General features: G+C 73.9%; 18 protein-coding genes. 12 read left to right on the forward strand and 6 right to left on the reverse strand.

Features of this window, described 5'->3' with window-relative positions; genetic code table 11:
- Positions 1–86 precede the first annotated feature (86 nt).
- Both AB0J72_RS22645 and AB0J72_RS22650 read right to left on the reverse strand, forming a co-directional pair.
- The gene (locus AB0J72_RS22645; RefSeq protein WP_363401690.1) at positions 87–401 is read right to left on the reverse strand and encodes a muconolactone Delta-isomerase family protein; all 315 of its coding nucleotides are present in this window, start codon (positions 399–401) and stop codon (positions 87–89) included.
- A gap of 111 nt (positions 402–512) precedes the next feature.
- On the reverse strand, positions 513–1,199 hold the full coding sequence (locus AB0J72_RS22650; protein WP_363401692.1) for a TetR/AcrR family transcriptional regulator C-terminal domain-containing protein: 687 nt from the start codon (positions 1,197–1,199) through the stop codon (positions 513–515).
- A gap of 78 nt (positions 1,200–1,277) precedes the next feature.
- On the opposite strand from AB0J72_RS22650, the gene AB0J72_RS22655 reads away from it, so the two are divergent.
- Together AB0J72_RS22655 and AB0J72_RS22660 are read left to right on the forward strand one after the other, a co-directional pair.
- Positions 1,278–2,714, forward strand: coding sequence for an MFS transporter (locus tag AB0J72_RS22655; protein WP_363401694.1), 1,437 nt, complete (start codon positions 1,278–1,280; stop codon positions 2,712–2,714).
- Between the two features lie 54 nt (positions 2,715–2,768).
- Positions 2,769–3,467, forward strand: coding sequence for an SDR family oxidoreductase (locus tag AB0J72_RS22660; protein ID WP_363401696.1), 699 nt, complete (start codon positions 2,769–2,771; stop codon positions 3,465–3,467).
- On the opposite strand, the gene AB0J72_RS22665 is transcribed toward AB0J72_RS22660, so the two are convergent.
- Positions 3,439–3,864, reverse strand: coding sequence for a hypothetical protein (locus AB0J72_RS22665; RefSeq protein ID WP_363401698.1), 426 nt, complete (start codon positions 3,862–3,864; stop codon positions 3,439–3,441). The genes AB0J72_RS22660 and AB0J72_RS22665 overlap by 29 nt on opposite strands.
- A gap of 76 nt (positions 3,865–3,940) precedes the next feature.
- On the opposite strand from AB0J72_RS22665, the gene AB0J72_RS22670 reads away from it, so the two are divergent.
- Together AB0J72_RS22670 and AB0J72_RS22675 are read left to right on the forward strand one after the other, a co-directional pair.
- Positions 3,941–4,069, forward strand: a complete 129-nt coding sequence (locus tag AB0J72_RS22670; RefSeq protein WP_363401700.1) for a hypothetical protein — start codon at positions 3,941–3,943, stop codon at positions 4,067–4,069.
- Positions 4,069–4,401, forward strand: a complete 333-nt coding sequence (locus AB0J72_RS22675; protein ID WP_363401702.1) for a hypothetical protein — start codon at positions 4,069–4,071, stop codon at positions 4,399–4,401. The genes AB0J72_RS22670 and AB0J72_RS22675 overlap by 1 nt, the downstream gene beginning before the upstream one ends.
- Before the next feature lie 7 nt (positions 4,402–4,408).
- On the opposite strand, the gene AB0J72_RS22680 is transcribed toward AB0J72_RS22675, so the two are convergent.
- Both AB0J72_RS22680 and AB0J72_RS22685 read right to left on the reverse strand, forming a co-directional pair.
- A complete protein-coding gene (locus AB0J72_RS22680) occupies positions 4,409–5,188 on the reverse strand; it encodes a hypothetical protein (RefSeq protein ID WP_363401704.1) in 780 nt (259 codons plus the stop codon).
- Between the two features lie 5 nt (positions 5,189–5,193).
- Positions 5,194–5,748, reverse strand: a complete 555-nt coding sequence (locus AB0J72_RS22685; RefSeq protein WP_363401706.1) for a SigE family RNA polymerase sigma factor — start codon at positions 5,746–5,748, stop codon at positions 5,194–5,196.
- 211 nt (positions 5,749–5,959) lie between these two features.
- Here AB0J72_RS22685 and AB0J72_RS22690 point away from each other — a divergent pair, with 211 nt between their 5' ends.
- The 6 genes from AB0J72_RS22690 to AB0J72_RS22715 all read left to right on the forward strand — a co-directional run bounded on the left by AB0J72_RS22690 (position 5,960) and on the right by AB0J72_RS22715 (position 10,822).
- Positions 5,960–7,036 (forward strand): phosphoribosylaminoimidazolecarboxamide formyltransferase, encoded by a 1,077-nt coding sequence (locus AB0J72_RS22690; RefSeq protein ID WP_363401708.1) that lies wholly within the window; start codon positions 5,960–5,962, stop codon positions 7,034–7,036.
- Between the two features lie 78 nt (positions 7,037–7,114).
- A complete protein-coding gene (locus AB0J72_RS22695) occupies positions 7,115–7,996 on the forward strand; it encodes a prenyltransferase (protein ID WP_363401710.1) in 882 nt (293 codons plus the stop codon).
- Between the two features lie 64 nt (positions 7,997–8,060).
- Entirely contained in the window at positions 8,061–8,861 is an 801-nt protein-coding gene (locus tag AB0J72_RS22700; RefSeq protein ID WP_363401712.1) for a helix-turn-helix domain-containing protein, read from the forward strand.
- Positions 8,862–8,882: 21 nt separating this feature from the next.
- Complete coding sequence (locus AB0J72_RS22705) at positions 8,883–9,821, forward strand: hypothetical protein (protein WP_363401714.1); 939 nt, start codon at positions 8,883–8,885, stop codon at positions 9,819–9,821.
- Between the two features lie 9 nt (positions 9,822–9,830).
- The gene (locus AB0J72_RS22710; protein ID WP_363401716.1) at positions 9,831–10,352 is read left to right on the forward strand and encodes a hypothetical protein; all 522 of its coding nucleotides are present in this window, start codon (positions 9,831–9,833) and stop codon (positions 10,350–10,352) included.
- Positions 10,352–10,822 carry a DinB family protein gene (locus AB0J72_RS22715; RefSeq protein ID WP_363401718.1) on the forward strand — a complete coding sequence of 157 codons (471 nt, stop codon included), beginning with the start codon at positions 10,352–10,354 and terminating at the stop codon, positions 10,820–10,822. The genes AB0J72_RS22710 and AB0J72_RS22715 overlap by 1 nt, the downstream gene beginning before the upstream one ends.
- Before the next feature lie 5 nt (positions 10,823–10,827).
- On the opposite strand, the gene AB0J72_RS22720 is transcribed toward AB0J72_RS22715, so the two are convergent.
- Positions 10,828–11,316, reverse strand: coding sequence for a DUF5997 family protein (locus AB0J72_RS22720; protein WP_363401720.1), 489 nt, complete (start codon positions 11,314–11,316; stop codon positions 10,828–10,830).
- A 23-nt stretch (positions 11,317–11,339) separates the two neighbouring features.
- Between AB0J72_RS22720 and AB0J72_RS22725 the strand changes: the two genes are divergently transcribed.
- Together AB0J72_RS22725 and AB0J72_RS22730 are read left to right on the forward strand one after the other, a co-directional pair.
- Positions 11,340–12,002, forward strand: a complete 663-nt coding sequence (locus AB0J72_RS22725; protein WP_363401722.1) for a LysR family transcriptional regulator substrate-binding protein — start codon at positions 11,340–11,342, stop codon at positions 12,000–12,002.
- Complete coding sequence (locus AB0J72_RS22730) at positions 11,999–12,469, forward strand: hypothetical protein (RefSeq protein ID WP_363401724.1); 471 nt, start codon at positions 11,999–12,001, stop codon at positions 12,467–12,469. The genes AB0J72_RS22725 and AB0J72_RS22730 overlap by 4 nt, the downstream gene beginning before the upstream one ends.
- The last annotated feature ends 18 nt before the right edge of the window (positions 12,470–12,487 follow it).

Here is a 12,487-nt window from a genome sequence, read left to right on the forward strand (position 1 = left end):
CGGCCTCCCCGGGCGCCGGGTCCGTTACGCCGGCGGCGGCGGGGGCGGCGCCGCCCCCGCCGGTCGTGACGAGCGCCCGCACGGGCTCAGCCCGCGGGCGCGAGGTCGCGGTTGGCGAACGCGTCGACGTCGAACCCGCCGGGCGTCGACAGCGGCAGCACCTCGAGGCGCAGGTGCGAGGAGAGCGGGTTGCCGTACAGGACGTCGGTGAGCTCCTCGTGCGAGGCGACCTCGTAGATGTTGAGCCCGCCGGACTGGCCGACGACGATCCAGCTGTGCTTGATGACGCCCTTGTCGATCAGGCCCTGGATGTAGCCGAAGCCCTCCGGCAGCCGGTGCCGGAACTCGTCGGAGCTGATCCCGATGGGGTTCTGGTGCGTGAAGACGGCGAACAGTGCCATGGATGCCCTCCAGGGTGCGCGTCCCGCGTGGTGCGGGCTCACGGACCAGCCTGTTCGCGGCCGGTGCAGCGGGACTGGAGCGCTCCTGGAGCCGTGGCCCGGCGGGAGTGTTCAGGGGCGGTCGGGGTCCGGTGCGGTGTCGAGCTTGAGCTCCTGCAGGCGCAGGCCGTCCAGGAGCAGGTCGAGGCCGGCGACGAACTGGTCGCGGTCGTCGTGGTCGCGCAGGTCGGCGGCGGCGCGGGTCAGGAACGGGAACGCGGCCGGGTCGAGGGCCTCCCACTGCGCCGCCAGCTCGGCCAGGACCGTGTCGCGGCTCACGCTGGGGTCGGCGGTCACGGCGTTGCCGCTCTCCTGCGCGGTGACGCTGGTGACGAAGTTGAAGATGGCGGTGGCGATGACGAAGTGGCGCTCGGCGGGCAGGGTGGTCTTCGTGAGCAGGGTGCCGATGCGGTCCAGCAGGCGCAGCGCGTTGGGCTGGGGCGGCACCACGCCGATGTGGGCTGCGGCCCACGGGTGCCGCTCGAAGGTGTCGTAGACGGCGAGCGCGAGGGTCCGCAGGGACGCGTCGGAGCCCTCGGTGAGCGCGTCGCCCATGACCCGGTCGGCGGCGAGGCGGACCAGGTCGTCCTTGTTCGCCACGTGCCAGTACAGCGCGCCCGCACCCGTCTTGAGCCGCTCGGTGAGCAGCTTGAACGTGAGCCCGCGCTCGCCGTGCTCGTCGAGCAGCTCGACGGCGGCGGCGGCCACCACCTCCCTCGACAGTCGTGCGGTGCGGCCCTTGGCGGGTGTCTGTGGCATGCCTCCATCTTGACACGGACTGGAATGTCATTCCAGAATCGGAGCGTAATGGAATGACATTCCAGAAGGGGGTGCGAGATGAGTGTCGACGTCACCGAGGTGCGCAAGCCGGGGCAGGCCACCTCCCTGCGGGCGGTCTGGCCCGCCATCCTCGGGCTGTCGGTCGTCTTCCTGGTGGAGATGCTCGACAACTCCGTGCTCAACGTGGCGCTGCCCACCATCACGCGGGACCTCCACGCCTCCGCCGCCGACCTGCAGTGGATCACCTCCGGCTACTCGCTGCTCTTCGGCGGCCTGATGATCGCGTTCGGCTCCATCGCCGACCGGTACGGGACCCGGCGGGTCATGCTCATCGGGCTCGGCCTGTTCGCGCTCGCCAGCCTCGCCGTGCTGGCGGTCCGCACGCCGGGCCAGCTCGTCGCGGTGCGGGCGGTCATCGGCGTCACCGCGGCCATGACCGCACCCGGGACGATGGCGCTGTGCTTCCGGCTGTTCGACCAGGAGAACCTCCTGATGCGGGCGACCGGCCTGATCTCCTCGGTCGGCCTCGTCGGCCTGGCCGTGGGGCCGACCGTCGGCGGGCTGGTGATCCAGGTGCTGCCGTGGCAGGCGTTGCTGCTGCTCAACGTGCCGATCGCGGTGCTCGCGATCGGGTGCATCCGGTTCGGCGTCCCCGCCGACGACCCCGCGCACCGCAACCGCTCGCCGCTGGACCTGCCCGGCGCGCTGCTCGGCACGGCCACGATCATCCTCGCCCTGTGGACGGCCACCCTGGCGGTCGAGGAGGGCTGGGGTCACGCGAAGCCGTGGCTCGCCGGCGCGGGCGCCGTGCTCAGCGCGCTCGGGTTCGTGCTCCGCGAGCGCAGCACCGCCCACCCGATGTTCGACTTCGCCCTGCTCAGGCGCCCGTCGGTGTCGGCCAGCCTCGCGTACCAGGCGGCGATCGGCCTCGGGCTCGCCGTGCTCACCTTCAGCGTCTCGCTGCAGCTGCAGCTCGTCTGGGGCTGGTCACCGGCGCAGGCCGCGCTCGGCAACCTCCCGCAGATCGTCACCATGCTCGCGGTCGGGCCGTTCGTGGAGAAGTTCGTCGAGAAGCTCGGCACCCGCCTGGCCGGCCCGATCGGCGCGGCCGCCGTCGTCGCGGGCCTGCTCATCTATGGCCTCCTGGGCCGGCAGCACTACGCCTGGATCGCCGTCGCACTGGTACTGACGGCCGCCGGCATGCGGGTCGTCATGATCCTCGCCGCCGTGACGGTCATGCGCGGGCTGCCCGAGGACCAGACCTCCATCGGCGCCGCGCTCAACGACACCAGCCAGGAGGTCGCGAGCAGCATCGGCATGGCCGTCACGGGCACGATCGTGGCCGCCGCGCTCGCCGGTCCGCTGACGGACGTCGGTACCCGTACCGCGGCGACCCACAGCTTCGAGAACGCCGTCACCGTCGCGACGCTGACGCTCACCGCCGTCTGTGCCGCCCTCGTCCTCTGGGCGATCCGCCGTAGCCGCAAAGGCTGATCTCCTGACGCGCGTCGGTGCCATACCGTGATCGGACCACTTCAAGAGGTAACCATGAAGATCGAAGGGTCCGTCGCGCTGGTCACCGGCGCCAACCGCGGCCTCGGCCTGCACATCGCCCGCGAACTGCTCGCCCGCGGCGCGACCGTGTACGCGACGGCCCGCGACCCGCGATCCGTCGACCTGCCCGGCGCGACGGTCCTGCCGCTCGACGTCACCGACGCCGCATCGGTGGCGGCCGCCGCGGCCGCGGCCGGCGACGTCACGCTGCTGGTCAACAACGCCGGCGTGGCGACGTTCGCCAACCTCGTCGACGGCGACCTCGACGACATCCGCCTCGAGATGGAGACGCACTTCTTCGGCACGCTCCGCATGGTCCGCGCCTTCGCCCCGATCCTGGCCGCCAACGGCGGCGGCGCCGTCGTCAACCTCCTGTCGGTGCTGTCGTGGATCACGTTCCTCAACGCGACGTCCTACGCCGCGGCCAAGGCCGCCGAGTGGAGCCTCACCAACGGCATCCGCCTCGAGCTGGCCGCCCAGGGCACCCAGGTCTCCGGCGTCCACCTCGGCGCCGCCGACACCGACATGATGTCCCGCTGGGACGTGCCGAAGCTCGACCCCGCGGCCGTCGCGACCGCCGTGGCCGACGGCGTCGCCCGGGGCGACCTGGAGATCCTCGTCGACGACGCCGCCACCGGCGCCAAGCAGGCCCTCGCCGCCGACCTCAGGACGGTGTACCCGCAGCTGTCGTGACCGTCCCGCCCGCCGCGGCCAGCCGGTCGGCGAGCAACTGCGTCTCGGCCGGGGTGCCGGTGACGCCGTCCCCCGTCAGGCGCGCGTAGGCGTCGACGGCCTCGGCGATCGTCATCCCGTACCGGCGAAACACCACGAGCAGGCGCGCCCGCAGCGGACGGTTGACTTCGGGGTCGGCGTGCACCCGGGCGAGCCCGACGCGGGCGACGAGCGCCTCCCGGTAGATCCCGGAGAACCCGTCCATGCCGCATTCCTCCCACGCGGCGCCGCATTCGCACCGCGTGGAGACGCTCCGCTCGATCCGGCCGTAGTAGAGCACCTCGGTCACCCAGCTCCGGCTGATGCCGCCGCAGCTGGCGCACGGCTGCAGGATCTCGTCACCGACCAGTCGCCGCACGCCGCCACGGTACCCGGCAGGCGGCGGGCGGCAACCGGGTCGCGACCGGCGGTGGGCTCCGGTCGTTCACCTTGACATGACGCGTCGGGTGTTCGGGGTGCTGGTCTGGGTCTTCGTCGTGCTCGTGGCATCGTCGCCGGTCGCGGCGCCGGTCAGCGGGGCCGAGCCGGCGGGGCCGAGCCGGCGGCGCGGCTCGACGACCTGATGCGGCGGATCACCGGCAGCGTCGAGGAGCGACGGGCCGCCGAACTGCTCAACTACCACCGCGTCGAGGGCGGGCTCGCCGCCTGCATGCGGAGCAAGGGCCACCCCGACGTCGGCGACGACCGCCCCGAGTACCTGTCCACCCGGCCGGCCGGGCAGATCGAGGCCGCGTTCGCCGCCGACGCCGCGTGCCGCCGCCCCGCGTACGAGCTGGCGATGGCGCGGGTCGCGCCGGCGCTGGGGGCGTGGGAGGCCGGCCACCGGGCGGAGCTGGACGCGGTGCGGCAGGCGTGGCGCCGGCTGGTCGCCGACGCCACGCGTCTGCCTCGCTAGGACGGCGTCAGGGCAGCATCGCCGGGTTGCCCGCCAGCGCCGCGACCTGGTCCGCGGTGATGAACGCCTTGTCCAGGGCGGGTTTGCGGTCCGTGGCGGTGTCGTGGGGGTAGACGGGGACGGTGCGCTGGGCGGTCACGCTGAAGTGGCCGCCCTGCAGGTAGCGGCGGGCGACGATGACGTCGCCGTCGCCGTGGTCCTCCAGCCAGACCACGACCGGCACGCCGGCGACGTCGACGACGCGGCACTCGCGGCCCGCGTCGGGCAGGGCGCACAGGCCGCCGGGCGGCACGGTTTCGCTGGTCTGCGCCAGGTACGCGCCGAGGTAGCCCTCCCCGTGGCCGTCCGAGACGACGACGTGGGCGGACATCACCACGAGCGCCGAGCCGGTCGGCGAGTCCAGGCGCATCGCCGGCGTGCTCGGACCGGCGAACGGGTACTGGGTGCGCCCCGTGTACCCCGCCGGCAGGGCCGCGACGAGCAGGTCGTACACGGCGCGGTCGTGTGTCGGGAGCGCCTGCGCCGACGGTACCGGCGCCGCGGACGCGACCTGAGAGCCGGCGGGCTGCGCGGCGGGCACGGCGACGAACGGCGCGGGGGGCTGCGGGCGGGACGGCAGCAGCGCGGGCGCGACCAGGGCCGCCGCGACCGTCACGCCGGCGAGACCCGCGGTGGCGGCGACGACCCGGTCACGGGTCCGCGCGGACCGGGCCGCGACCGCGAGGACCCGCTCCGCCTCGCGCAGCGGCGGCGCGTCGTCGAGGGCGAGGTCGCAGAGCATCTTCACGTCGTTCACTGGAGTCCTCCGGGGCTGGTCGGTCTGAGGTCTTCGAGGGTGTCGCCGAGCACCTCGCGCAGGTTGTCGAGGCCGCGGGCGGTCTGGCTCTTCACGGTGCCGGTGGAGCAGCCGAGCACGTCGGCGACCTGCTCGACCGACAGGTCCGCCCAGAAGCGCAGGACCAGCACCGCCCGCCGCCCTTTCGGGATGCGCAGCAGCGCCCGCTTGAGCACCTGCCGGTCCTCGACGCCCCGCTGGTCGGGGACGCTCGCGTCGAGCACCTCGTCGTCGGGCGTCGGGCGTTCCCGCCGCCACGGCCTTCGGCGTTCGTCGAGGAAGGCCCGCAGCAGCACCCGCCGCGCGTACTGGTCGAGCACGTCGTGCCGGTCGATCCGGCCCCACGCGCGGTACAGCTTCGTGAACACCGTCTGGGTCAGGTCCTCGGCGAGGTGCCAGTCCCCGCACAGCAGAAAGGCGGTGTTTCTCAGGTGTCCGGCGCGGGCGGCGTAGTACGCGACGAACTCGTCGTCGTGCGGGCGCCGGCCGCGCCGCAGAATTCGCATCATCATCGCGTTAGACACGTACACCACCCGGGATCGGGTTGCCCGGCCGCACCTTCCCCGCACATCGGTGCCGGTTCGATGCGCTGAGGTCCGGTAGGTTAGGGGCGGCCGTTACTGGCGCGGGTGGGGCACCACCGGGGACCGGCCGGATCGATGGGTGTGGCGCCGTCCGCCTGGGCGCCTCCGGGAAGCAGACGTCCTGCGAAACGGAGGCACGGTGGACCTGCGCTATGGCATGAACCCGCACCAGCGACCCGCGAAGGTGGCAGCGCTCGACCCGGGGCGGCCGCCGTTGCGGTTCCTGCACGGGGCGCCGTCGTTCGTGAACGTGCTCGACGCGGCCGGGGCCTGGCAGCTGGTCCGGGAGGCGGCGGCCGCGCTCGGCGGGCCGGTCGCGGCGTCGTTCAAGCACGTGTCGCCCGCCGGGGCCGCGACCGCGGGTCCGCTCGATGTGGTCATGGCCGCCACGTACCGGCTGAACCCCGCGACGACAGGCCGGCTGACCAGCGCGTACGTCAGGGCGCGGGACGCGGACCCGAAGAGCTCCTACGGCGACTTCGTCGCGGTGTCCGAGCCCGTCGACGCCGAGCTCGCCGACCTGCTGCGGCGGGTGGTGTCCGACGGAATCGTGGCGCCCGGGTTCGAGGACGGGGTGGTGGCGACGCTCGCGGCGAAGAAGGGCGGCCGGTTCCTCGTCGTCGAGGCAGACCCGGCGTTCCGGCCTCCTTCGGTGGAGCATCGCGAGGTGTACGGGATGCGCCTCACCCAGCCGTGCGACGACGCCCCGCTGACCCGGGAACTGCTCGGTGAGGGGCTGCCCGGGGCCGCGGCCGACGACCTGCTGCTCGGGCTGGTGACGGTCAGGTACACGCAGTCGAACTCGGTCGCCTACGTCCGGGACGGCATGGTGCTCGGGGTCGGCGCGGGACAGCAGTCACGGGTGGACTGCACGAGGCTGGCCGGCGCCAAGGCCGACACGTGGTGGCTGCGCCGCCATCCCGCGGTGCCCGCCGGCGACCAGGACAAGGTCCAGGACCGGGTCGCCGAGCAGCTCCGGCGGGTGGAGCTGCTCGACGCCGCCGACCGGGAGGCCTGGCTGGCTGGGAGGGACGGGGTCGCGTTCGTCTCCGACGGGGCGCTGCCCTTCGCCGACAACGTGGAGCACGCCGCCCGGCACGGCGTGCGGTACATCGCCGAACCGGGCGACTCGATCCGCTCCACCGACGTGTCCGCCGAGTGCGACCGCCGCGGCATCACCCTCGTCCGAACGGGAATCCGACTGTTCTGCCATTAGGAGCCGCCCGGAAAACAGCGACCCCGGCATGACGCGGCTCTCAGTGCGGACACAGGTGTCGAGGACGATGATCGGGGCATGACGGCGGTGTTGGAACGTCCGGCCGCGGTGCTGGTCGCGGTCTCGCGGCCGTGGTTCTGGCCGGTGTCGTGGGTGCCGGCGTACCTCGGCACGGTGCTGGCGGGGCACGACTGGCTGCCCGCGCCGGCCGACCGGGGGCGCGCGCTCGTGGCGCTGCTCGTGCTCGGCCCGCTCATCTGGGGCGCGGTGCTGGCCCAGAACGACCTGCAGGACCTGCGCAGCGACCGCGACAACCCGCGCAAGGCGACGGCCCCACTGGTCACCGGAGCGGTCTCCGCCAGGCGTTTGCGGGTGTGGTACCGGTGGCTGGCGGTCACCTGCGTCGCGGCCGCCCTGTACGTGGGGCCGCTGTTCGTGCTCGGCGTCGCCGGGGTGCTGCTGCTCGGCTGGGCGTACAGCGTGCCGCCGCTGCGGCTGAAGACCCGGCCCGGCTGGGACGTCGCGGTCAACGCGCTGGTCGTCGGGGTCGTGTCGCCGGCCGCGGGCTGGGCGATCACCCGGCCGCCGTGGGAGTTTCCGTGGCAGTTCGGGCTGATCGGCCTGCTCTTCGCCGCCGCCCTGTACGTGCCGACCACCGTCACCGACCTGGCCGCCGACACGGGCGCGGGCGACACGACGTTCGCCGTGCGGTTCGGGCCGCGGTTCGCGCACCGGCTCGGCGTCGCGCTGTGGGCGGCTGCGCTGGCGTTCTGCGTGCTGCTGGCGTGGCTGGACGTGCTGGTGCCGCGCTCGACGCTCGTGCCGCAGCTGCTGATGACACCGGTCCTGCTCGCCGCCTACGCGGTCCTGACCCGCCGCCCCACGATCACCAAGATGGCCGTGGTGTCGATCGTGTTCGGCATCCCGACGGTCGGCTTCGCGCTCGCGTACATCGGCTGAAGCGAGGCTGCGACGGGGGCGAGCGCTTGACCTTGCCCCAAGGGAAAGCCGCAGACTCGGGGGCGTGGACGGAAAGCACCTGCTGGCAGGGCAGTTCGGGGCGGCCTCGCGGCTGTCGCCGAAGGCCCTGCGCCTGTACGCGGAGCAGGGGCTGCTCATCCCGGCCGAGGTGGACCCGGCGACGGGCTACCGCTACTACCGGCCGGAGCAGCTGCCCCGGGCCCGGCTGATCGCCAGGCTCCGGTCGCTCGGGCTGCCGCTGGCGAAGATCGGTGCCCTGCTCGACCTCACCCCGCAGGCGCGGGCGCTGGAGCTACGGGGGTGGTTGCGCACGCAGCGCGACCGGCTCGACGAGCGCGCCGCGGTGGTCGAGGCGGTCGACCGCTCCGGCGAGGACCTCGCGCTCGCCGGAGCGGTCCGGGTCCGGGACGTCGCCGCGACCAGGGCCGTCTGCCGCCGCCGGCAGGTCGACATCCGCGGGCTGAAGGACCTGATCCGCACCGCGGAGCGGGACATCCGGGCGCACCTGCGCGACTCGGGGCTGCCCGCCGACGGCCTGCGGCGGGTCTGCTTCCACGAGCTGGTCACGCCCGACAGCGATGCGCCGGTGGAGGTGTCGATCGCCTGCACCGGCCCCGTCGACCCGGTCGACGACCTGTACGTGCGGCTGATCCCGGCACACACCGAGGCGTACCTGCCGGTGCCGGCGCCGATGGAGGACTATCCGCTGATCCTGCGCGTGTACGACGCCGTCGAGGCGTGGACGGACGCGCGGCCCGGGATGGTGACCACCGGCCGCCCGTACGAGGTCCACCCGGGCACCGCCGGCGCGCGGTTCGACGTCGCATACCCCGTCTCACCATAGGAGCACCGTTCCATGCGCCACGTGCCCTACGTTGGCAACGGCCCGTACTGCTACAGCAACTCGTTCGCCATGCTGATGGGGGCGGCGGCGCCGCCGACCGCGGTCATCGAGGTCACCACCGGTGGCCCGTTCGGCATGCAGCTCGTCGCCGGCACGACGGTGTTCTTCGACGCGTACGGTTGGAACCCCGGCATCGGCTGCGGGCGGGCGCTGGACGCGCTCGGCTGGACCTCGGCCGTCCACAGTGGAGGGGACGCCGCCGCCGCGCTGGCCCGCCTGGCCGCCGCGGTGAAGGACGGCCCGGTGTGGGCGGGGCCGCTGGAGATGGGCCACCTGCGGCACCAGCCCGAGATGACCGGGCCGATCGGCGCCGACCACTTCGTCGTCGTCCTCGACGTGGACGGCGAACGGGTCCTGGTCCACGACCCGCACGGCCACCCGTACGCGCAGGTGCCGGTCGCCGACTTCATGGCGGCCTGGCGGGCGGTGACGGTGGACTACGGCGAGCCGTACACCATGCGCACCGGCTTCACGAAGGTCGCCGACGTGACCGACGCCGACGCGATCCGTGCCGTCATCCCCGCCGCCGTCGAGTGGCTGGGGGCGCGGGCCGGCGCCGGCATGCCGCCCGGCAGCCTCGCCAACGCCGCGGCCGCGCTGCGGTGCGCCGAACTCGTCGCGGCCGGCGCCGGCGGTGGGCTGCGCGAACACCTCATCCACTTCGCGATCCGGGTCGGCGCCCGCCGGCTCAGCGACACCGCCGACTGCCTGCGGCTGGCCGGCTACCCCGGCGCGGCGGGGATCGCCGTCGGCCAGGCCCGCCTCGTCGGCGCCCTGCAGCACCCGGTGGTCACCGGCGACCTGCCTGCGGCCGCGGCACTGCTGCGGGCGCTCGCCCCGACGTACGACCGGCTCCGCGCGGCGCTCCTGGAGCCCCGGACGACCGGGACGCCGCTATGATCTTGTGACGTGACGACGTTCCCGTACCGGCCGGACAGCCCCGAGGGCCTGGCGGCCCGGTGGGTGCAGTGGGTCGCCGCGAGCGGGCCGCTGCGCAACCCGGTGGCCGACGACACCGGCCGGCACGCGCACCGGCGCCAGCCCGCGGACGTGTGGTTCCTGGCCGGGTGCTTCGGCGGCGCCGTCGAGCGGCGCTGCACGGTCCCGGCGGGTGTGCCGCTGTTCTTCCCGGCGTTCAACATGTGGTGCCCGGACGGCACGTACATCCCGCCGATGCCGGAGGCGACCGGCGAGGCGTACGTCGACGACGAACGGCACCCGGTCGTGCCCATCGACGCGTCGGAGCTCTTCGAGGTGCGGGGCGTGTTCCTGAACCCCGTCACCCGCCGCCGGGGTGCCGTCGGGATGCGGGTGTGGGGCCTGTGGTCGACGGTCGAGCCGCTCAGCCCCGGGGCGCACCGGGTGCGCTTCGCCGGCACCGACGGGCGCGGCTTCCGCGTCGTCGCCATGTATCACCTGGAGGTGGCCTGATGACCGGCTTTCACGACCCGATGCGGGTGCAGCTGGAGGCGTTCGTCGACGAGCACCGCGAGGCGCTCGCCGTGTGCCTCGACGGGCTCACCGAGGAGCAGGCGCGCCGGTCGCTGGTGCGGTCCCGCACGACGCTGCTCGGGCTGGTGAAGCACGTCACGTTCGTCGAGAAGGTGTGGTTCGACGAGGCGGTCACCGGCCGGTCCCGGGCCGAGATCGGGATTCCGGAAACACCCGACGAGAGTTTCGTCCTCGACGACACGGACACGATCGCCACCGTGCGTGCGGCGTTCCGGGAGACCTGTGCGGCCTCCCGGCGGGCGACCGCGGGGCTCGACCTGGACGACCTGCTGCCCGGCAACCGCCGGGGGCCGCTGCCGCTGCGCTGGGTCTACCTGCACGTGCTGCGCGAGCTGGCCCAGCACTGCGGCCACGCCGACATCCTGCGCGAGCAGCTGCTGGACGCGTAGCGGCGCTACCGGCCGCGGCGCGCGGCGGCGGCCTTCCTCGGGGCGGGCTTCTTCGCGGGCGCCGACTTCTTGGCAGGCGCCGACTTCTTGGCGGGCGTCTTCTGCGGGGCGGGCGCCGCGGCGGCCTCTTCGCGGGCGGCCTGCAGGCGGCGCTCCTCGCGCTTGTTCTCCGCGTGGATCTCGCGCTCCTTGACCAGCCACTCCGGCGGGTCCGCGGCGAGGGCGGCGATCTGCGCGGTCGTGAGCGGGTCGGTGATGCCGCCGCGGGCCAGCCCGCTGTTGGAGACCCGCAGGCGGGCCGCGACCACGTTGCGCGGGTGCGGGCCGTCCTTGCGCAGGTCGGCGAGCCACTGCGGGGGGTTGCGCTGCATCTCGTCGAGCTCCTCGCGGGACACCATCCCGTCCTGGAACTCCTGCGGGGTCGCGGGCAGATACACGTCGAGCTTCAGCGCCGCCGTGGCGGGCTTCATCACCTGGGACTTCTTCGGGCTCACGCGGCCAAGGGTACCCTGGCCGGATGCCCACGCCGTTTCGCCTGCTCGTCGTCCCGGGGGTGACCGTGGACAAGTGGACCCGCCTGTGGGCCGAGCGGCTGCCCGACGTGGAGCTGCTGGTCGAGCCCGTCCCGGCCCAGGACGCGCCGGGGCTGCTGCTCGACGGTGCCGACGCGGGGCTGGTCCGCCTGCCGGTCGATCCGGACGCGTTCCACGCCATCCCGCTGTACACCGAGACCACCGTCGTGGTCGTCCCGAAGGACCATCTGCTCACCGCGGGCGAGGAGCTGACCGTCGCCGACCTGGCCGACGAGACCCTCCTGAGCCCGCTCGACGACACCCTGACCTGGCCGTCGATGCCGGCGGCGGTGCTGGCGGAGCGGCCGGGGACGACGGCCGCCGCGGTCGAATGGGTCGCGTCTTCGGCAGGTGTACTGGTGGTCCCGCAGTCCCTCGCCCGCGCCCACCACCGCAAGGACCTGACCTACCGTGTGCTGGCCGACGCCCCGACCTCCTCGGTCGGCCTCGCCTGGGTCCGGGACCGCCACACCGACCTGGTCGAGGAGATGATCGGCATCGTCCGGGGACGCACCGCCAACAGCACCCGCGGCCGCGCTGCGGAGCAACCCGCCAGGAGAAGACCCGCCAGGCCGCAGCCGGGCGCCAAGGCCCGCAAGCGGCGATGAACGAGGCCCAGGTGCACCAGGTGCTCGACGCCCTCGAGGCGGCCGGCTGCCCGCACTGGATCTCCGGCGGCTGGGGCATCGACGCCCTCGTCGGCCGGCAGACGAGGGAGCACCGGGACCTCGACCTCGCCGTCGACGGCGCCCGGGAGGCCGAGGCGCTGCGGGCCCTCGAGGCGCTCGGCTACCGGATCGAGACCGACTGGCGCCCCGTCCGCGTCGAGGTCGCCGGCCCCGGCGGCGGGTATGTCGACCTGCACCCCGTGGCCTTCACCGACGACGGTGCGGGACGGCAGGAGGGGCTCGACGGCGGCTGGTTCGACTACCCGCGCGCCGACCTCACCATCGGCACGATCGGCGGCTGGGCCGTGCCGTGCATCTCGAAGCGGCTTCAGCAGGTCTTCCACCAGGGCTACGAGCCCCGCGAGGTCGACCGGGCGGACCTGCGGCTTCTGGGGGAGTGCGGGTGAAGCTGCACGTGGGGTGCG

Source organism: Dactylosporangium sp. NPDC049742 (assembly GCF_040674675.1).
GTDB lineage: Bacteria > Actinomycetota > Actinomycetes > Mycobacteriales > Micromonosporaceae > Dactylosporangium > Dactylosporangium maewongense.